The 19,036-nt window shown below is 69.7% G+C and carries 15 protein-coding genes; 11 read left to right on the top strand and 4 right to left on the bottom strand.

Going from position 1 to position 19,036, the window contains the following annotated elements; all coding sequences use genetic code 11:
* Nucleotides 1-104 precede the first annotated feature (104 nt).
* A complete protein-coding gene (locus tag BM43_RS09820) occupies nt 105-1,283 on the top strand; it encodes a transposase (RefSeq protein ID WP_036055706.1) in 1,179 nt (392 codons plus the stop codon).
* Nucleotides 1,284-1,604: 321 nt separating this feature from the next.
* Here the strand turns inward: BM43_RS09820 and BM43_RS09815 are convergent, their stop codons facing one another.
* Nucleotides 1,605-3,167, bottom strand: coding sequence for a mannose-1-phosphate guanylyltransferase/mannose-6-phosphate isomerase (locus tag BM43_RS09815; protein WP_036055707.1), 1,563 nt, complete (start codon nt 3,165-3,167; stop codon nt 1,605-1,607).
* Between the two features lie 433 nt (nt 3,168-3,600).
* Between BM43_RS09815 and BM43_RS09810 the strand changes: the two genes are divergently transcribed.
* The 10 genes from BM43_RS09810 (at nt 3,601) to BM43_RS09765 (ending at nt 16,573) form a co-directional block, all read left to right on the top strand.
* Complete coding sequence (locus tag BM43_RS09810; protein ID WP_036055708.1) at nt 3,601-4,977, top strand: undecaprenyl-phosphate glucose phosphotransferase; 1,377 nt, start codon at nt 3,601-3,603, stop codon at nt 4,975-4,977.
* Between the two features lie 72 nt (nt 4,978-5,049).
* Nucleotides 5,050-6,495 carry a UDP-glucose dehydrogenase family protein gene (locus tag BM43_RS09805; protein WP_036055709.1) on the top strand — a complete coding sequence of 482 codons (1,446 nt, stop codon included), beginning with the start codon at nt 5,050-5,052 and terminating at the stop codon, nt 6,493-6,495.
* A 26-nt stretch (nt 6,496-6,521) separates the two neighbouring features.
* On the top strand, nt 6,522-6,965 hold the full coding sequence (locus tag BM43_RS09800) for a low molecular weight protein-tyrosine-phosphatase (protein ID WP_013690945.1): 444 nt from the start codon (nt 6,522-6,524) through the stop codon (nt 6,963-6,965).
* Nucleotides 6,959-8,146, top strand: a complete 1,188-nt coding sequence (locus BM43_RS09795; protein ID WP_017921522.1) for a polysaccharide biosynthesis/export family protein — start codon at nt 6,959-6,961, stop codon at nt 8,144-8,146. The genes BM43_RS09800 and BM43_RS09795 overlap by 7 nt, the downstream gene beginning before the upstream one ends.
* A 54-nt stretch (nt 8,147-8,200) precedes the next feature.
* Nucleotides 8,201-10,426 (top strand): polysaccharide biosynthesis tyrosine autokinase, encoded by a 2,226-nt coding sequence (locus BM43_RS09790; RefSeq protein ID WP_036036901.1) that lies wholly within the window; start codon nt 8,201-8,203, stop codon nt 10,424-10,426.
* 36 nt (nt 10,427-10,462) lie between these two features.
* Nucleotides 10,463-11,413: a glycosyltransferase family 2 protein gene (locus BM43_RS09785; RefSeq protein ID WP_013690942.1), complete on the top strand. Its 951-nt coding sequence runs from the start codon at nt 10,463-10,465 to the stop codon at nt 11,411-11,413.
* A 130-nt stretch (nt 11,414-11,543) separates the two neighbouring features.
* Entirely contained in the window at nt 11,544-12,680 is a 1,137-nt protein-coding gene (locus BM43_RS09780) for a glycosyltransferase (RefSeq protein WP_036055710.1), read from the top strand.
* Between the two features lie 13 nt (nt 12,681-12,693).
* Nucleotides 12,694-14,181, top strand: a complete 1,488-nt coding sequence (locus tag BM43_RS09775; RefSeq protein ID WP_013690940.1) for a glucose-6-phosphate isomerase — start codon at nt 12,694-12,696, stop codon at nt 14,179-14,181.
* Complete coding sequence (locus BM43_RS09770) at nt 14,178-15,407, top strand: glycosyltransferase family 4 protein (protein ID WP_017919993.1); 1,230 nt, start codon at nt 14,178-14,180, stop codon at nt 15,405-15,407. Before BM43_RS09775 ends, BM43_RS09770 begins: the two co-directional genes overlap by 4 nt.
* Nucleotides 15,404-16,573, top strand: coding sequence for a glycosyltransferase family 4 protein (locus BM43_RS09765; RefSeq protein ID WP_013690938.1), 1,170 nt, complete (start codon nt 15,404-15,406; stop codon nt 16,571-16,573). Before BM43_RS09770 ends, BM43_RS09765 begins: the two co-directional genes overlap by 4 nt.
* Before the next feature lie 74 nt (nt 16,574-16,647).
* Here BM43_RS09765 and BM43_RS09760 read toward each other — a convergent pair whose 3' ends face one another.
* The 3 genes from BM43_RS09760 to BM43_RS09750 form a co-directional block, all read right to left on the bottom strand.
* Nucleotides 16,648-17,397, bottom strand: coding sequence for an AraC family transcriptional regulator (locus tag BM43_RS09760; protein WP_036055711.1), 750 nt, complete (start codon nt 17,395-17,397; stop codon nt 16,648-16,650).
* A 116-nt stretch (nt 17,398-17,513) separates the two neighbouring features.
* Nucleotides 17,514-17,855, bottom strand: coding sequence for an FKBP-type peptidyl-prolyl cis-trans isomerase (locus BM43_RS09755; protein WP_013690936.1), 342 nt, complete (start codon nt 17,853-17,855; stop codon nt 17,514-17,516).
* 82 nt (nt 17,856-17,937) lie between these two features.
* Nucleotides 17,938-19,020: a LacI family DNA-binding transcriptional regulator gene (locus BM43_RS09750; RefSeq protein ID WP_036055712.1), complete on the bottom strand. Its 1,083-nt coding sequence runs from the start codon at nt 19,018-19,020 to the stop codon at nt 17,938-17,940.
* Nucleotides 19,021-19,036: the final 16 nt, after the last annotated feature.

Here is a 19,036-nt window from a genome sequence, read left to right as displayed (position 1 = left end):
CGCCCCCCGGTATCGTCCAATGTGCAACCTGGCCATGATCGTGCGTGCTACACGGTCATGTTGCCCCGATCGCAGCCCCGGCCTGGCTGCGTGTGGAGAGATCTATGTTCTTCGATGAGTTGAGCGATGAAGAATGGACACGCGTGTCGACGCTGATCGCGGACGAACCGATCCGGCTGAACCGGCGCGGGCGACCGCGCGCGGAGACGCGCGTGGTCGCGAACGCGATCCTGTGGATTCTGACCACGGGCGAGCCGTGGTCGAAACTGCCCGGCCGTTATCCCTCGGGCCCGACCTGCCGCCGCCGCTTCGAGGAGTGGCTCGCGAGCGGCACGCTCGGCGAGATGGTCGCGATGCTCACTGAATTGAGCGGGCGCGCGTTCGCCTATGTGCCGCCGCCGCCTGAGCTGGCGGTGCCGGCGCCGCGCGCCGAGCCGGTCGCCAACAACGACCGCCTGCGCGGCGTGTTCTGGCAGAACCCCGAATCGTGGCGCCTGCCGGTGGCCGAGACGGACGAATGGCAGGACGAGGAAGACGAGGTCGGCATGCGGCAGACGGTGCGCGAGGCACCGGCGGCGGCCGTCGCGCAACTGGCGAAGCAGGTCGCGCAAGCGGAGCTGCAGGCCGGCGCGGCGCGCGCGGCCCTGCTCGCGCGCGAAGCCCGCGCCGATGCGGCGGCCGCGCCGGTTGCCGGCGAGACCACCGAGCATGGCGACCAGGGTGATCACGGCGAGCATCCGCGGCCGGTGTCGGTGCGCTTCGCCACCGTCGCGCCGCAGTCCGAGCCGTATCACGGCTACACGCTCTACGGCACCGCGCAGCCGGTGCAGAACATGATGTATCGCGCCTGGGCCGAGATCGCGCAGGACGGCCGCCGGGTGGAACGCTCGGGCCTGATCGGCCCGCGCTTCTCCGATCCCGAGGCGGCCGAGCGTTATGCGATCGCCTGGGGCCGCGACTGGGTCGATCACCAACTGGCGCTCGAGGTCCAGCCCGATGCCGCGGCCGATGCACCGCGCGAAGTCCATGCCGAGCCGGTGGCCGCCGTCGCCTCGGTGCCGGCGCCGCGCGCCAAGGCGGAAGCCGCCGCCGCGCTGCTGCCGATGCGCACCGCGCACTCGGCAGCAGCGCTGGCGACGCTGTCCACGCTGGTGCCGGCCGATCGCGGCAACGTGCGCCACTTCGGCACCGAGCGCCGCCATCTGATGGACGGCGAGCTGACCGATCCGGCTACGCTCGCCACCGAATTCGCGCATCGCGAGTTCGCCTACCAGATCGGTTGAGATCGATTCGGCGCCGTGCGCCGGATGATGCGCCGGCAGCCTTCGGGCTGCCGGTTTTTTTTGCGCGGGTATTCCGCGGCCTCGCTGCTCGTGGCTTCATGCGCGCGAGCTCATGCGCGATGCTGGCGCGCTACGCCGCGCACGCGGCAGGTCATCCAATGACGAGGAAGCCGAGGTCGATCGCACCGGCATGTCATGCGTCGCGGCGGATCGCGAGAGGATAGGGACGAGGAGGGAAGGGGGGCCGCCCGCGCCGCGCCTGGACAGCGCGATCGCGAGCGGCCAGTGAACGCAAAGGCGGGCGGAAGCCCGCCCCGTGAATCAACCGCGGCCGTAGGTATCGTCGAAGCGGACGATATCGTCCTCGCCGAGATACGAGCCCGACTGCACCTCGATGAGTTCGAGCGGCATCTTGCCGGGGTTCTCGAGCCGGTGCTTGACACCGAGCGGGATGTAGGTCGATTCGTTCTCGGACAGCAGGAAGCTTTCCTCGCCGCGCGTGATGCGGGCCGTGCCGCACACCACGATCCAGTGCTCGGCGCGATGATGATGCATCTGCAGGGACAACTGCGCGCCGGGCTTGACGACGATGCGCTTGACCTGGAAGCGCTCGCCCATGTCGACCGAATCGTAATGGCCCCACGGGCGATGCACCTTGCGATGATTGCTCGCCTCGCCGCGCGACTCGCTCTTCAGGCGCTTGACGATCTTCTTGACGTCCTGCACGTGCGCCTTGTCGGCCACCAGCACCGCGTCGGCGGTCTCCACCACGATCAGCTCGCGGGTGCCGACGCAGGCCACCAGCCGGCTTTCCGAATGCGCGAAGGTCGCGCTCGCGCCCTCGAACATCACCTCGCCGCGCCCGACGTTGGCCGCCTCGTCCTTCTCGGAGATCTGCCAGATCGCATCCCAGGAGCCGACGTCGGACCAGCCGGCGTCGAGCGGCACCACCACGCTCTCGCAGATCTGCGGCGCGCCCACCAGCGGCTCCATCACCGCGTAGTCGATCGAGTTCGAGGGCGATTCGCCGAAGCTGTCGCGATCGAGGCGGAAGAAGGTACCGTCGTCGCGGCCCAGCGAGACCGCGCGCTCGCAGGCCGCCAGGATGGCCGGCTGGAAATGGCCGATCGCTTTGAGCCAGACCGAGGCACGCACCACGAAAATGCCGCTGTTCCACCAGTAGTCGCCCGAATCCACGTACTGCTGCGCCAGCTCCAGGTGCGGCTTCTCGACGAAGCGCTCGAGCCGGCGCACGGCGATCTCGCCCTGCGTGTCGAGCGCCTGGCCGACGCGGATGTAGCCGAAGCCGGTTTCCGCGCGATCCGGCAGGATGCCCATGGTGGCGATACGGCCCTGCGCGGCATGGCGGATGGCCGCGTCGAGCGCGGCCTGGAAGCGCGCGAGATCGGCCACCGCGTGGTCGGCCGGCATCACCGTCAGCACCGCGTCGCCCTCGCAGGCGAGCGCGCGCAGCGCGGCGATGGTCAGCGCGGGGGCGGTATCGCGGCCGAAGGGCTCGAGCACGATCGAGGCCTCGCGGCCGACCAGTCGCAACTGCTCGGCGGTGGTGAAGCGATGATCGTCGCCGCAGACCACCATCAATCGTTCGGAGACCGGATGTTCGCCCTGGTAACCCTCCAGGCGCCGGGTGGTCGACTGCAGCAGCGATTCCTCGCCGAGCAGGCCGATCAGCTGCTTCGGGAACTGCTCGCGCGACATCGGCCAGAGGCGCGTGCCGGAGCCGCCCGCCAGCACCACCTGCTGGACCGCCAGGCGCGTGCCGGCAGGGGCCGCCGCGCCGTCGGCCGGAGCGGACGCGGGATTGGCGCGGGAGGACGGGGACGCGACGTCCGGCTCGACGCCGGCGACGGACGGAGGATTCATCGGGACACTCCTCGAAACGGTGGATCGGTCAGAACGTTTTTAGCACAACAGAAAGACGCTAAAAAGTTTTTGCTGCGGCGCGGCATCGTAAGATCCTGGAAAAATATAAAAAATAATGTCTAAGCCGCGCTCAATATTTGCCTTGATAAAAAAAGTAAAAAATAGGGAATGAATGATGGCAAGTATTTGAAATTTATGAGATTTGTGAAATGACGCGCCACGAAGGGATCCGGACTTGACTTGTCGCAGGAAAAAAGTGCCGAGAAAAATTCAAAGAAAATACGCAAAACTTTCCGAATATTTTTAGAAATACTTGCGCGCTTGCAGCAACATTTTTCTTACCGCTTCATAGCGTCTGCAGCAGAGCGAAACGGTTCCGCGTCGGACCCGTCATGCACTGCGATCCGATCATCTGTCAGGCGAGGGAGCGACCATGTTGAGCGTGTTGGCGAGAGTGATCGATATCGCGATGGCGCTGCTGGGCGCGCTGATCGCGGCCGCGCTGCATCGCGGCGGCATCGTCGCGCTCGACGATCTGCAGCGTTCGATGGTGCTGTTCAACGGCATGCTGATCGTCGCGTTCTTCCCGGCCTTCGGCATCTACCAGTCCTGGCGCGGCAAGCCGATCCGCGCGTTGCTCTGGCGCGTGGCGATCGGCTGGCTGGTGGTGGAGGGCGCCGGGATCCTGATGAGCTTCAGCTTCCACCATTCCGGCGAGCTGTCGCGGCTGTGGCTCGGCTACTGGGCGGTGACCACCTCGGCGCTGCTGATCGCCACCAAGGCCGGCGTGCACTGGGTGCTGCAGAGCCTGCGTCGCGAGGGCTACAACCACAAGGCGGTGGGCCTGGTGGGCGACACCGGCGTGACGCGCCGCCTGATCGCGCAGATGCGCGCGCGCCCCGAGGCCGGCTTCACGCCCTCCTGCATCTTCGACGTGACGGGCAAGGTCGACACCCGCGAGTTCGACGGCGTGCCGGTCGAGCGGCGCTTCTCCGAGCTGGTGCGGCTGGTGCGCTGCCGCCACCTGCGCGAGCTGTGGCTGACCCTGCCGATCACCGAGGAGCGCCAGATCCACCGCATCGTCACCGAGTTCCAGCACGACTTCGTCAACATCCGGCTGATCCCCGACGTGCGCAGCCTGTCCTTCTTCAACCAGGAGGTGGTCGAGCTGCTGGGCGTGCCGGCCATCAACCTGGCGGCCTCGCCGATCACCGACGTGCGGATCCTGCCGAAGTTCGTGTTCGACCGGATGTTCGCGCTGGTCGCGCTGACCATGCTGGCGCCGGTGATGCTGCTGATCGCGGCGTTGGTGAAGCTGACCTCGCCGGGCCCGGTGTTCTTCCGCCAGACCCGCAAGGGCATCGACGGCAACGAGTTCCGCATCTACAAGTTCCGCTCGATGAAGGTCCATGCCGAGGTGAAGGGGCAGGTCACCCAGGCACGCAAGGGCGATGCGCGGATCACGCCGGTCGGGCGCTTCCTGCGCCGCACCAGCCTCGACGAGCTGCCGCAGTTCATCAACGTGCTCAAGGGCGAGATGTCGGTGGTCGGCCCGCGCCCGCACGCGCTGGAGCACGACGACATCTACAAGGATCTGGTGCGCGGCTACATGTTCCGCTACCGGATCAAGCCCGGCATCACCGGCTGGGCGCAGATCAACGGCTTTCGCGGCGAGACCGACCGCATCGAGAAGATGTCGGGCCGCGTCAAGCTCGACCTCTACTACATGCAGAACTGGTCGTTCTGGCTCGACATCAAGATCGTGGTGCTGACGCTCTGGAAGGGCTTCACCGGCAGCAACGCCTACTGAGGCGCGGCAGCGCCTCCTCCTCGAATTTCCGCTTCAACGACGACGACCGGCGACGGTCGCAAGGGCTGACAAATGAACCTGACTATCATCGGCAGCGGCTACGTGGGGCTCGTGACGGGCGCCTGCCTGGCCGACATCGGGCACGACGTGTTCTGCCTCGATGTGGATCCCGTCAAGATCGGCGTGCTCAACGACGGCGGCGTGCCGATCCACGAACCGGGCCTGGCCGAGATCATCGCGCGCAACCGCGCGGCCGGGCGCCTGCGCTTCTCGACCGACGTGGCCTCGGCGGTGGCGCACGGCGACGTGCAGTTCATCGCGGTGGGCACCCCGCCCGACGAGGACGGCTCGGCCGACCTGCAGTACGTGCTGGCCGCGGCGCGCAACATCGGCAAGTACATGACCTCCTTCAAGGTGATCGTCGACAAGTCGACGGTGCCGGTCGGCACCGCCGAGCGCGTGCGCGCGACGGTGGCCGCGGAGCTGGCCGCGCGCGGCGTCGACACCATGTTCTCGGTGGTCTCGAACCCCGAGTTCCTGAAGGAAGGCGCGGCGGTGGACGATTTCGCGCGACCCGACCGCATCGTGATCGGCTGCGACGACGACGTGCCGGGCGAGAAGGCCCGCGAGCTGATGAAGAAGCTCTACGCGCCGTTCAACCGCAACCACGAGCGCACGCTCTACATGGACGTGCGCTCGGCCGAGTTCACCAAGTACGCGGCCAACGCGATGCTGGCCACGCGCATCTCCTTCATGAACGAGCTGGCGAATTTCGCCGATCGCGTGGGCGCCGACATCGAGGCGGTGCGCCGCGGCATCGGCTCCGATCCGCGCATCGGCTATCACTTCCTGTACGCCGGCGCGGGCTACGGCGGCTCCTGCTTCCCGAAGGACGTGGAGGCGCTGATCCGCACCGCCGACGCCAGCGGCCAGTCGCTGCAGATCCTGCGCGCGGTCTCGCAGGTCAATGCCGAGCAGAAGCAGGTGCTGGCGCGCAAGATCGTGGCGCGCTACGGCGAGGACCTCACCGGCCGCAGCTTCGGCGTCTGGGGCCTGGCCTTCAAGCCCAATACCGACGACATGCGCGAGGCGCCGAGCCGCGCGCTGATCGCCGAGCTGCTCTCGCGCGGCGCGCGGGTGCGGGCCTACGACCCGGTGGCCACCGCCGAGGCGCGCCGCGTGTTCGCGCTCGACCTGGCCGGCCAGCCCGAATGGCTCGAACGCCTGAGCTTCGTCGACGAGCCGGGCGAGGTGGCCGACCAGGCCGACGCGCTGGTGATCGTCACCGAGTGGAAGGCCTTCAAGAGCCCCGACTTCGCGGCCCTGGCCGAGCGCTGGAAGGCGCCGGTGATCTTCGACGGCCGTAATCTCTACGAGCCGCTCGCGATGCGCGAGCTCGGCATCGAATACCACGCGATCGGCCGCGCGCACGCGGCGCAGGCGCAGGCGCCGGCCGCGGGCCGTGCCGCCGCGCAGCCGGCCGCCAGCGCCAGCCCGGCCGCCGAGGCCGGCGCCTGAGCGCCCGAACCCGAGGAGGACACACGATGTTCCGTAACGTGCTGATCGTCTGCCATGCCAACGTGTGCCGCAGCCCGACCGCCGAGATGCTGTTCCGCACCCACGGGCGCGAGGCGCTCGGCGAGGACTGCGCCTTCCACTCGGCCGGCCTCGACGCCAACGACGGCGACGGCATCGACCCGGTGATGCAGGCCCTGCTGGCCGAGCGCGGCGTCGATGCCTCGACGCACCGCTCGCGCCGCCTGAGCCAGGCGATCGTGCGCGACGCCGACCTGGTGCTGGTCACCGAGCGGCGCCAGATCGACGCGATCGAGGCGGTCGATCCCTGCGCGCGCGGCAAGGTGTTCCTGCTCGGCAAGTGGGAGGACGCGGAAATCGCCGATCCGCACGGACGCAGCGAGGCCGCGTACCGCGAAAGCTGCCAATTGATCGAACGCCTGGTTCAAGGATGGCTGCACAAACTATGCTGAAACGCCTGCTCAAGCGAACTTTCCTCACCGCGCTCGCGCCGCTCGTGGCGGCCGCGCTGCTCGGCGCCTGCGCCACTGCGCCGGGCAACTACATCAACACCTCGCGGCTCGACGAGAAGGGCTCGATGCCCGACACGCACTACGACGTCAAGCTGATCACGCCGCAACTGGTGGTCTCGCAGGCGCTGGCGCAGCACGACAGCCGCCCGCTGCCGGCCGACCTGTTCCCGGATCCGACCCAGTACGTCTACCGCATCGAGCCGCAGGACATCCTCGGCGTGACGGTCTGGGACCACCCCGAGCTGACCACCCCGCAGGGCCAGTCCTTCTCGGCCGGCGGCAACACCACCCAGACCATCGCCGGCGCGCTGCAGCAGCCCTATACCAATGCGCTGCCGGGCCAGGCCGATCCTTACGGCCAGACGGTCGGCGCGGACGGCACCATCTACTTCCCGTTCGTGGGCCGCATCCGCGTGGCCGGGCGCACCGCGCAGGACGTGCGCGACGAGCTGGCCGTCAAGCTGGCGCGCTACGTGAAGAACCCGCAGATCGACCTGCGCGTGCTGTCGTATCGCAGCCAGAAGGTGCAGGTGACCGGCGAGGTCAAGACGCCGGGGCCGCTGGCCATCACCGACGTGCCGCTGCGCCTGGTCGACGCGATCACGCGCTCGGGCGGCACCACCGCCGAGGCCGACCTGCAGCGCGTGCGGCTCACGCGCGACGGCAAGTTCTACGTGCTCGACGCGAACGCCATGCTCGATCGCGGCGAGGCGAAGGAGAACGTGATGCTGCAGCCGGGCGACGTGATCAACGTGCCGGACCGCAGCGACAGCCGCGTGTTCATCATGGGCGAGGTCAAGCAGCCGGTGACGGTGCCGATGCTCAAGGGCAAGCTCACCATCGCGGACGCGATCACGGCCGGCGGCGGGATCCTCGACACCGACGCGAATCCGCGCCAGGTCTATGTGCTGCGCGACCTGCAGGACAAGCCCGACATGCCGGACATCTATCGCCTGGACATGACCCAGCCCGACGCGCTGATGCTGTCGAGCCGGTTCCAGCTCAAGCCGCTCGATGTGGTCTACGTGGGCACGGCCGGGTCGGTGCAGTTCAACCGCCTGCTGCAGCAGATCTTCCCGACGATCCAGTCGATCTACTACATGAAGCAGATCACGCGCTGATCTGGCGAGGCCGGCGTCCCCCGACGCCGGCCCACCAACCTGAGGCGGATAGCCATCGTGAATACGCAAGTCAAACATCCCTACGCCGACATGGCGGCCAAGCCCGACGACGAGGACGTGGTCCTCGGCCAGCTGATCCAGGTGATCCTCGACGACATCTGGCTGCTGCTGGGCATCGCCGCGCTGATCGTGGCGCTCGCGGGCGTCTACTGCTACCTCGCGAAGCCGATCTACTCGGCCGACGCGCACGTGCGCGTCGAGGCGGCTGACAACACCTCGCAGGCGCTGACCCAGACCCAGACCGGCGCGGTGATCAACGGCGGGCCGGCCACGCCCGCCACCGACGCCGAGATCGAGATCATCAAGAGCCGCGGCGTGGTCGGCCCGGTGGTCGAGCAGTGCAAGCTGAACTTCTCGGTGGCGCCCAAGACCTTCCCGCTGCTGGGCGCGATCTCGGCGCGCCTGGCCGCGCCGGGCAAGCTGGCCAAGCCCTGGCTCGGCATGAGCTCCTATGCCTGGGGCGGCGAGCAGGCGGCGGTCGACTCGATCGACGTGACGCCGGCGCTCGAAGGCAAGAAGCTGATGCTGACGGCCGGCGCCGACGGCGCCTACACGCTGGCCAACGAGGACGGCGGCCTGCTGCTGCGCGGCCGCGTGGGCGAGCGCGCCGAGGGCAATGGCGTGTCGCTGCTGGTCAGCCAGCTGGTGGCGCGGCCCGGCACGCAGTTCGTGGTGGTGCGCCAGAACGACCTGGACGCGATCACCGCCTTCCAGTCGGCGATCCAGGTGAGCGAGCAGGGCAAGCAGACCGGCGTGGTGCAGATCTCGCTGGAGGGCAAGGACCCGGTGCAGACCGCGATGATCGCCAACGCGCTGGCGCAGTCCTACCTGCAGCAGCACGTCAACAGCAAGCAGGCCGAGGCCAACAAGATGCTGGACTTCCTCAAGAGCGAGGAGCCGCGCCTGAAGTCCGACCTGGAGCGCGCCGAGGCCGCGCTGACCGAGTACCAGAGCACCTCGGGCTCGATCAACGCGAGCGACGAGGCCAAGGTCTACCTGGAGGGCAGCATCCAGTACGAGCAGCAGATCGCCGCGCAGCGCCTGCAACTGGCCTCGCTCGAACAGCGCTTCACGCCCGAGCATCCGATGGTGATCGCGGCCAACCAGCAGCTCGCGCAACTGCAGAAGGAACGCGACAAGTACGCAGACAAGTTCCGCAGCCTGCCGGCCACCGAGGTCAAGGCGGTCGCGCTGCAGCGCAACGCCAAGGTCGCCGAGGACATCTACGTGCTGCTGCTCAACCGCGTGCAGGAGCTCTCGGTGCAGCGCGCCGGCACCGGCGGCAACATCCGCCTGGTGGACGCGGCGCTGCGCCCCGGCGTGCCGGTCAAGCCGAAGAAGGCGCTGATCCTGTCGGCGGCGGTGATCCTGGGCCTGATCGTCGGCACCGGCGTGGTGTTCCTGCGCCGCAACCTGTTCCACGGCATCGAGGATCCGGAGCGCGTCGAGCGCATGTTCAACCTGCCGATGTACGGCCTGATCCCGAAGAGCGTCGAGCTCGAACGGCTCGACGCGGCGGCCCAGAAGAGCGGCAGCGACATGCGCCCGATCCTGGCGGTGGCGCGGCCCAAGGACCTCAGCGTGGAAAGCCTGCGCAGCCTGCGCACCGCCATGCAGTTCGCGCTGATGGACGCCAAGAACCGCGTGATGGTGCTGACCGGCCCGACCCCGGGCATCGGCAAGAGCTTCCTGACCGTCAACCTGGCCGCGTTGCTGGCGCATTCGGGCAAGCGCGTGCTGCTGATCGACGCCGACATGCGTCGCGGCGCGCTCGACCGCTACTTCGGCGTGCCGCGCCGCAACGGCCTGTCCGAGCTGCTGAGCGACCAGATCGCGCTGGAGGAGGCGATCCGCGAGACCCAGGTGCCGGGGCTGTCCTTCATCCCGACCGGCCAGCGCCCGCCCAATCCCTCCGAGCTGCTGATGTCGCCGCGCCTGGCGCTCTACCTCGACGGGCTCGGCAAGCGCTACGACGCGGTGATCGTCGATTCGCCGCCGATCCTGGCCGTTACCGACGCGACCATCTTCGGCGTGCTGGCCGGCTCCACCTTCCTAGTGCTGCGCTCGGGCATGCATACCGAGGGCGAGATCGGCGATTCGATCAAGCGGCTGCGCACCGCGGGCGTGCAGTTGCAAGGCGGCATCTTCAACGGCGTGCCGCCGCGCACGCGCGGCTACGGCCGGGGTTATGCCTCGGTCCACGAATACCTGAACGCCTGACGGGCGTGCCGCACAACGACGACGAGGTATGCACCGATGAAACTCTCCGTACTGGTCCCGACCTACCGGCGTCCCGCCGATCTCGCGCGCTGCCTGATCGCGCTGCAGCGCCAGCGCCGCGCGCCCGACCAGGTGATCGTGGTGGCCCGTCCCGAGGACGATGCCACCCATGAATGCCTGGCCGATCCGCGCGTGCGCGGCGCGCTGCCGCTGGTGGTCGCGCCGGTCGAGGTGGGTGGGCAGGTGGCCGCGCTCAACCGGGGCCTCGACACCGCGCAGGGCGACGTGGTGGCGATCACCGACGACGATGCCGCGCCGCATCCCGACTGGCTCGAGCGGATCGCCGCCGCGTTCGCCGCCGATGCGCGGCTGGGCGCGCTGGGCGGGCGCGACTGGGTGCACGAGAAGGGCCGCGTGATCGACGGCGAGCGGCCCGAGGTGGGCCGCGTGCGGCTCTCGGGCAAGCTGATCGGCAACCATCACCTGGGCATCGGCGGCGCGCGGGAGGTCGACATGCTCAAGGGCGCCAACATGATCTACCGCCGCGCGGCGATCTCGGGGCTGCGCTTCGACACGCGCCTGCGCGGCGCGGGCGCCCAGACCCACAACGACATGGCCTTCAGCATGGCCGTCAAGCGGCGCGGCTGGAAGCTGGTCTACGACCCGGCGGTGGCGGTCGACCACTATCCGGCCGAGCGCTTCGACGAGGACCGGCGCGATGCCGCCTCGCGCCAGGCGATCGTCAACGCCGCCTACAACCTGCACCTGACGCTGCGCGAGCACCTGCCGCCGGCGCGGCGCGAGATCGCCTGGTGGTGGTACGCGCTGGTCGGCACGCGCGTCTATCCGGGCTTCGCGCACGTGCTGCTGTCGTTCGGTCCGCGCGGCGGCTCGCGGGTGCGCGAGCGCTGGCGCGCGGTGCGCGAGGGCGCCCACGACGCGCGCCGCGAGACCTCGGCCACGGGCCGGCCGCTGGCTACCGCATGAACGGCATGAACGCGTCCACGCGCCCGGGCCGCCTCGCGCGGCCCGCCCGCTGCCGCCCGCTGTCGCGCGACGACGCCCCGCGCCGGCGCGCACGCGCACGCTTGTTGAGCACCGAACCCGGAGATTCCGCATGACCGCCACGAACGTGCACGTTCACCTGTTTTACGGCGCCGATCCGCGCAGCTATCGCGCCGGCGACAACATCGGCTGCCTGTACGGCTATCACCACGCGGCCTCCGACGAATTCGCCATGAGCTATTCGCGCGACCGCCGCGAATCGCGCCCGGTCAGCGTGGCGCGCCGCGCCCTGAAGGCCGCGCTCGGCTTCGACGCGATCCATGCCTGGCGCAATCGCGAGGCGCTGCTGGCGGCCGACGTGATCTGGACGCATACCGAGCAGGAGCATCTGGCCGCCGCGCTGGTGCTGAAGCTGGCCGGCGCGCGCGGCGCGCGGCCGCTGCTGCTGGCGCAGAGCGTCTGGCTGCTGGATCGCTGGCCGCGCTTCGGCGCGCTGCGCCGCTGGGTCTATCGCAAGCTGCTGGCGCGCGCCGACGTGCTGACCACGCTGGCGCGCGACAACGCCGTGCTGTGCCGCGAGTTCCTGCAGCGCGACGCGGTGCAGGTCTACTACGGGCTCAACACGCAGGACTTCCCGGTGCGCATGCCCGAGACCTGGACGCCGCATCGCCCGCTGCGCATCGCCGCGATCGGCAACGACCGCGACCGCGACTGGGCCACCCTGATCGAGGCCTTCGGCGGCCTGCCGCGCTACCAGGTCAAGCTGGCCACGCGGCGGCGCATCCCGCGCGAGCTGCACCGGCCCAACGTGGAGATCGCCTCGGTGTCCGGCATCGCGAGGCAGCGCGAGTTCTACGACTGGGCCGACGTGATCGTGGTGCCGCTGCGGCCCAACCACCACGCCTCGGGCATCACCGTGATGCTGGAGGCGGCGGCGGTGGGCAAGCCGATGATCGTCAGCGACGTGGGCGGCCTGCGCGACTACTTCCCGAACGATTGCGCGGCCTATGTGCCGGCCTTCGACGCCAGCGCCATGCGCGGCGCGGCCGATCGCATGGTGGCCCAGCCCGAGCGGGCGCTGGCGCGGGCCCGCGCGGCCGCGGCGCGGCTGGTCGAGGCGGAGCTGACCACCGAGGCCTTCGCGGCCCAGCACGTGCGGATCACGCGCGAGCTGCTGCAGCGCCGCCGCGTCACGGCCGGCGCCGCCGCGCCGCTGCCGCTGGCCGATTCGCGCACGCCCTCGAACTGACGCACCGAGCCGCATGAGTACGCCCGCCTATCCCGTCGAACCGCTCGTCCGCGCGCGCCGCGGCAAGCAGCCCAAGCGGCGCCTGCTGGCCGAGCCCAAGCACTGGGCCGCGCAGGCCGGCCTGTGGACGCTCACCGGGCTGCTGATCCTCGCGCACCAGGGCTCGATCCTGACCCTGGCGTTCCCCGCGCTGTCGATCGCCACCGGTTTCTGGCTCTACTTCCGCAGCCCCGCGCGCTACGTGGGCTTCGTCTGGTGGCTGTGGTTCCTGGCGCCCGAGGTGCGGCGCCTGGCCGACTGGTCGCGCGGCGCCTACACGCCCACCAGCCTGATCCAGATCGCGCCGCTGGCGGTCACCATGATCTGCGGGCTCGGCCTGCTGCGCCACTACCGCGTGCTGGCGCAGCGGCGCGGCCTGCCGATGCTGATGATCCTGGCGGGCCTGGCCTATGCCTATTTCGTCGGGCTGGTCTCGGCAGGCCTGTTGGCCGCCACCTACGACCTGGCCAACTGGATCTACCCGGTGCTGATCGGCTTCCACATCGCGGTGAACGCGCGCGACTACCCCGAATACCGCGACGTGATCGTCTCGACCTTCGTGTGGGGGATGCTGGTGATGGGCGCCTACGGCATGGTGCAGTTCTTCATCATGCCGGCCTGGGACGTGCTGTGGATGGTGGGCTCGCAGATGGCCTCGCAGGGCGAGCCGGTGCCCTATGGCGTGCGCGTGTTCAGCACCATGAACTCCTCGGGGCCGTTCGCCTTCGCGATGATGGGCTCGCTGGTGTTCATGCTGGCGGCCACCCAGCGGGTGCGCTGGCTGGCCGGCGGCGCCGGCTTCATCGCCTTCATGCTGTGCCTGGTGCGCTCGACCTGGGGCGGCTGGGTGATCGCGCTGGCGGTGCAACTGGCGAAATCCTCGAACCGCGTGCGCCTGCGCATGGTGGTGGGCGCGATGGTGCTGGCCGGGCTGTCGGTGCCGCTGCTCACGGTGGGCCCGGTGGCCGACCGGCTCGGCCAGCGCCTGGAGTCGATCACCAACCTCAAGGACGATCGCAGCTACGACGATCGCAACAAGTTCTACGCCAGCTTCGCGCAGACCGCCTTCACCGACGTGGCGGGCGAGGGGCTGGGCGCCACCGGCGCCTCCACCAAGCTGTCCAGCGACAGCGGCGAGCTCGGCAAGTACGGCAGCTTCGACAGCGGCGTGATGAACGTGCCCTTCGTGCTCGGCTGGCCCGGCACGCTGCTCTACCTGTCGGGCACGCTCTGGCTGCTGGCGCGCGCGCTGCGCGTGTCGTTCGGGATGCGCGACGACAAATACGTCGCCGCCTGCGTGAGCCTCGCGATCTCGATCTTCGCGATGCTGGTGTTCACCAATTCGCTGATCGGAACGGGAGGTTTGTTGCTGTTCATGAGTTTGTTTTCGATCCTGGCGGCATCGCATTGGCAAAAAATCCAGCGTGCCGCCGCCAAACGCAATCGGGGAGCAGGACTGTGAGAATCGCCATCGTCACGCACGTGGTCCGTCACAACGACGGGCAAGGCCGCGTCAACTACGAGATCGCACGCGCGGCACTTGCCGAGCAGTGCGAAGTGACGCTCGTCGCGTCGCATGTCGCGCCGGAGCTGCTGGAGCACCCGCGGGTGCGCTGGATCCCGGTGCAGCCGGGCCGCTTCTGGCCGAGCAACCTGCTGCGCCAGCAGGTGTTCGCCCTGAAGAGCGCGCTGTGGATCAACCGTCATCGCGACGAGTTCGACGTGCTGCATGTGAACGGCTTCATCTCGTGGGTGCGTGCCGATGTCAATACCGCGCATTTCGTGCACGGCGGCTGGTTCGCCAGCCGCTACTACCCGTTCTCGCCGGGCCGGGGCCTGTGGTCGGCCTATCAATACGTGTACACGCGCGTCAACGCGGTGCTGGAGCGCTGGGCCTACCGGCGCTCGCGCGCGGTGATCGCGGTATCGGGCAAGGTGGCCGACGAGATCCGCCGGCTGGGCATCGACGGCAACCGCATCGGCGTGATCTACAACGGCGTGGACGCGCAGGCCTTCGGCGGCGCGCAGCCCGATCGCGGCGCCTACGGGCTGCCGCAGGACGCCTTCCTGCTGCTGTTCGTGGGCGACCTGCGCACGCCGCGCAAGAACCTCGGCACCGTGCTCAAGGCGCTCACCGAGCTGCCCGAGCACGTGCACCTGGCGGTGGCCGGCTACCTGCCCGGCAGCCCCTATCCCGAGGAGGCGCGCGCGCTGGGCATCGCCTCGCGCGTGCACTTCCTCGGCCTGGTCAAGACCATGCCGCAGCTGATGTCCTCGGTGGACGCCTATGTGTTCCCCTCGCGCTACGAGGCGATGAGCCTGTCGCTGCTCGAGGCGATGGCCGCCGGCCTGCCGGTGGTGACCGCGCGCACCGCGGGCGGCGCCGAGATCATCACGGCCGATTGCGGGATCGTGCTCGACGATCCGGACGACGCCAACGCGCTGGCCGGCGCGATCGGCTCGCTCGCGCATTCGCGCGAACGCTGCCGCGAGATGGGGCGCGCCGCGCGCGCCCTGATGAACGATTTCGGCTGGAACCAGATGGGCGCCCAGTACCTGGCGCTCTACCGGAGGCTGATTTCCCAACCTCAACCGATTTCGTCGGGCACGCAGGCCGTGAATCCGCCGCCGGCCCACGTGCCGACCCAGGGCCCCGGCCCGTTGCCCACCCAGGAGCCCCTCCGATGAGCACCCTTCCTCAATCTTCGAGCATCAAGTCGTTGCAGATCGGCATGCACTGGTTCCCCGAGCGCGCCGGCGGCCTGGACCGCATGTACTACTCGCTGGTCGGCGCGCTGCCCGGCGCGGGCGTCGCCGTGCGCGGCGTGGTGGCCGGCTCGGGGCGCGTGGCCGCCGACACCGACGGCGCGATCCGCGGTTTCGGCTCCGCCGCGCAATCGCTGCCGCGCCGCATGATGGCCGCGCGCCGCGCGCTGCGCGAGGTGATCCGCCACGAGCGGCCCGACGTGGTGTCCTCGCATTTCGCGCTCTATACCTTCCCGGGGCTCGACGTCACGCGCGGCATCCCTCAGGTCTCGCACTTCCAGGGCCCCTGGGCCGACGAGAGCCAGGTGGAGGGCGCCGATTCGCTGGGCCAGCGCGCCAAGCGCTACCTGGAGCAGACCGTCTACGCGCGTTCCTCGCGGCTGATCGTGCTGTCCAGCGCGTTCGCCGAGATCCTGACCTCGCGCTACGGCATCGCGCGCGACAAGGTGCGGATCGTGCCGGGCTGCGTGGACACCGCCCAGTTCGACCTGCCGATCACGCAGGCCGAGGCGCGCCGCAAGCTGCAACTGCCGCAGGGCCGGCCGATCGTGCTGGCGGTGCGGCGCCTGGTGCGGCGCATGGGGCTGGAGGACCTGATCGACGCGGTGGACCAGGTGCGCCGTCGCCATCCCGACATCCTGCTGCTGATCGCCGGCAAGGGGCGGCTGGCCGAGGAACTGCAGCAGCGCATCGACGCGGCGGGGCTCGGCGAGCATGTGAAGCTGCTCGGCTTCGTGCCGGACGAGCACCTGGCCGCGCTGTATCGCGCCGCCACCGTCAGCGTGGTGCCGACCGTGGCGCTGGAGGGCTTCGGGCTGATCACGGTGGAATCGCTGGCCTCCGGCACGCCGGTGCTGGTCACGCCGGTGGGCGGCCTGCCCGAGGCCGTCTCGGGGCTCTCCGAGGAACTGGTGCTGGGCGGCACCGGCACGGCGGCGATCGCGCAAGGGCTGGACGGCGCGCTGTCGGGCACGCTCAAGCTGCCCGATGCCGATGCCTGCCGCCGTTACGCGCGCGAGAACTTCGACAATGCGGTGATCGCCAGGCGCGTGGCGCAGGTCTACGAGGAAGCGATCCGCGCGGCCTGAAGCCGGCGGGAGGGAAGGACCAGGCGGTGACGAAGAACGGCGCGGGTGCCATCGAGGGCCCGCGCCGTTCGCGTTCAGTGGCGGCCGGCCCGCCACTGCCCGGGCGCGACGCCGAAGCGCCGCGTGAAGGCATGCGTCAAGGCGCTCTGGTCCGCGAACCCGACGTCGGCGGCGATCTCGGCCAGCGCGCGCGAGGGATTGGCGAGCAGCAGCACGGCAGTGTCGAGCCGCAGCTTGAGCAGGTATTGATGGGGTGTTTCGCCGAAGGCGTCGACGAACAATTGATGGAAGCGCCGCATCCCGAAACCGCAATGCGCGGCCAGGTCGGCCACCCGCAGCGGCTCGGCCAGCCGCGTGCGCAGCCAGCGGTCGATGCGCGCGAAATCGAGGCGGGCTGTGTCGCCGGCGGGCGAAGGCGCGCCATCGAGCAGGGCCTCGCAGAGCCGCGCGGCGGCCTGCCAGTGCAGCGCGCGCGAGTCGCCGTGCGTAGTCAGCCGTGCCAGCTCGTCGACCAGACTGCCCAGCGCGGGCGCCACCGCGAACGGTCGGCCGCGCTCGAACAGGCGCTCGGGCACCGCCAGCGAGGCGATCGGCAGGTCCAGCACGAGCTGGTGATTGGGGCCGAGCCCGGCGTAGTCGTGCCGCGCGCCGGCCGGGATCAGCCAGGCGTGGCGGCCGTCGATGCGCTCGGCCACGCCGTCGATCGACATCAGCATCTGCCCGTCCACGCCCAGCACGACCTGGTGGAAGTCATGCACGTCCGAGGCCTCGGCGCGCTCGTAGGCGCGCAGCGAGATCGACGGGGCGGCGGGGCGGGTAGTCATCAGCAGAAAGGAAAACGGAAAGGGCGGGCGTCGGCGCGTGAGCGGCTCGGGAGCCGGCGCATGGACCTGGCAGGAAGCCGGCTGGACAAAGCCGGCCTCGCGCCCCGCCCGCGGCCTCAGACGGCCAGCAGCTCGACCTCGAACACCAGGGTGGCGTTCGGCGGGATCACGCCGCCCGCGCCGCGCGCGCCGTAGCCGAGTTCGGCCGGGATCGTCAGGCGGCGCGTGCCGCCGACCTTCATGCCCTGCACGCCCTGGTCCCAGCCCTTGATGACCATGCCGCCGCCGAGTACGAACACGAACGGGTCGTTGCGATCCTTGCTCGAGTCGAACTTCTGGCCATCGGTCAGCCAGCCCGTGTAGTGGACCGTGACGGACTTGCCGGCAACGGCTTCGGCGCCCGAGCCTTCGGTCAGGTCTTCGTACTTGAGGCCGGTTTCGGTGGTAACGACAGTCATCTGCAACTCCTGAATTGAACGGACAAACCGCTATTGTAGGGGAGCCGGCCGGGCAGCGGTCGGCGCGCCCCGGCGGCGCCCCTCAGGACAGGTCCGGATCGACGCGCGGTTCGGCATCGTTGGTGTCGAAGCGCTCGCCGAAGCGGGTCGGCACCACGATGCGCGGATGCGGCCCGCCGGCGATGCCCTCGGCCGCGGCGCGGTCCACCAGCGCGAAGGCCTCCGACATCATGGTCTGCACGTCCTGGCGCAGCATCGTCACGTCGAAGGGCAGGTGCACCGCGAACGGATCCCAGTCGAAACAGCCGACCACGGCGCGCTGCCATTCGGCCAGCGGCAGGTCGGCCGCGTATTGCACCAGCCCTTCGAAGGCGGTGATCGAGTTCATCAGCATGCCGGCCGGCAAGCGGCCGAGCCGCGCCACGCGCCGCGCCAGCGCCTCGCGCGTGGCGGCCGGGCCATAGCCGCAGCACTCGATCGCGTCCTCGGCCGGGGCCGGCAGGCCGCGCGCCGCGAAGGCGTCGCGAAAGCCGGCGATCCGCATCTCGGTGGCGTATTCGTGGGCGATCCCGCCCAGCAGGATCAGTTCCTCGGGCACCGCGCCGCGCGCGAGCATCTTGTCGAGCAGCATGCCGGCCAGGGTGCTGGCGCCCTGGCGGTTGTCCGACACCACCGAGGGCGCGCCCTCGCCGGGCAGGTCGAGATTGACCGAGGGCACGCCGGCATCGGCGCACAGCGCGTTGAGCGGCCCCGGATCGCGTACCCCGGCGATGAACAGCAGCTCGACGCGCTGCGACAGCAGGGTTCGGGTCACGTTCAGCTCCACCTCCGGATCGCGCTTGGTGCCCACCACGATCGGGCACAGCGCGCGGCCCTTGGCGCGCTCCTCGAAGGTCTCGGCCAGCCCCGCGAAGAAGCGGTTGCGGTAGTGCGGAATGATCATCCCGGCCAGCCCCGAGCGCGACAGCCGCAGCCCCCGCGCGCTCTGGTTGACGTGGTAGCCGAGCGCGCGCGCGCACTCGAGGATGCGGCGCGCGGTGTCCTCCTTGATGCGGTAGCGCGCCCAGTTGCCGTTCAGCACCATGCTGACCGTCGAGGTCGACGAGCCGGTGGCCCGCGCGATGTCGTAGATGGTCGATTTCTTGCCGCTGGATGTGGAGTTCATTGGTCGTCCCGTGCGC

Origin of the sequence: Burkholderia gladioli (assembly GCF_000959725.1) — a bacterium.
Taxonomy (GTDB): Bacteria; Pseudomonadota; Gammaproteobacteria; order Burkholderiales; family Burkholderiaceae; genus Burkholderia; species Burkholderia gladioli.
This window is presented reverse-complemented; position numbering and strand designations above follow the sequence as displayed.

Coding starts and splice junctions, on each gene's coding strand:
- BM43_RS09820 (WP_036055706.1), top strand. CDS start 105: ATGTTCTTCGATGAGTTGAGCGATGAAGAATGGACACGCGTGTCGACG.
- BM43_RS09815 (WP_036055707.1), bottom strand. CDS start 3,167: ATGAATCCTCCGTCCGTCGCCGGCGTCGAGCCGGACGTCGCGTCCCCG.
- BM43_RS09810 (WP_036055708.1), top strand. CDS start 3,601: ATGTTGAGCGTGTTGGCGAGAGTGATCGATATCGCGATGGCGCTGCTG.
- BM43_RS09805 (WP_036055709.1), top strand. CDS start 5,050: ATGAACCTGACTATCATCGGCAGCGGCTACGTGGGGCTCGTGACGGGC.
- BM43_RS09800 (WP_013690945.1), top strand. CDS start 6,522: ATGTTCCGTAACGTGCTGATCGTCTGCCATGCCAACGTGTGCCGCAGC.
- BM43_RS09795 (WP_017921522.1), top strand. CDS start 6,959: ATGCTGAAACGCCTGCTCAAGCGAACTTTCCTCACCGCGCTCGCGCCG.
- BM43_RS09785 (WP_013690942.1), top strand. CDS start 10,463: ATGAAACTCTCCGTACTGGTCCCGACCTACCGGCGTCCCGCCGATCTC.
- BM43_RS09780 (WP_036055710.1), top strand. CDS start 11,544: ATGACCGCCACGAACGTGCACGTTCACCTGTTTTACGGCGCCGATCCG.
- BM43_RS09775 (WP_013690940.1), top strand. CDS start 12,694: ATGAGTACGCCCGCCTATCCCGTCGAACCGCTCGTCCGCGCGCGCCGC.
- BM43_RS09765 (WP_013690938.1), top strand. CDS start 15,404: ATGAGCACCCTTCCTCAATCTTCGAGCATCAAGTCGTTGCAGATCGGC.
- BM43_RS09760 (WP_036055711.1), bottom strand. CDS start 17,397: ATGACTACCCGCCCCGCCGCCCCGTCGATCTCGCTGCGCGCCTACGAG.
- BM43_RS09755 (WP_013690936.1), bottom strand. CDS start 17,855: ATGACTGTCGTTACCACCGAAACCGGCCTCAAGTACGAAGACCTGACC.
- BM43_RS09750 (WP_036055712.1), bottom strand. CDS start 19,020: ATGAACTCCACATCCAGCGGCAAGAAATCGACCATCTACGACATCGCG.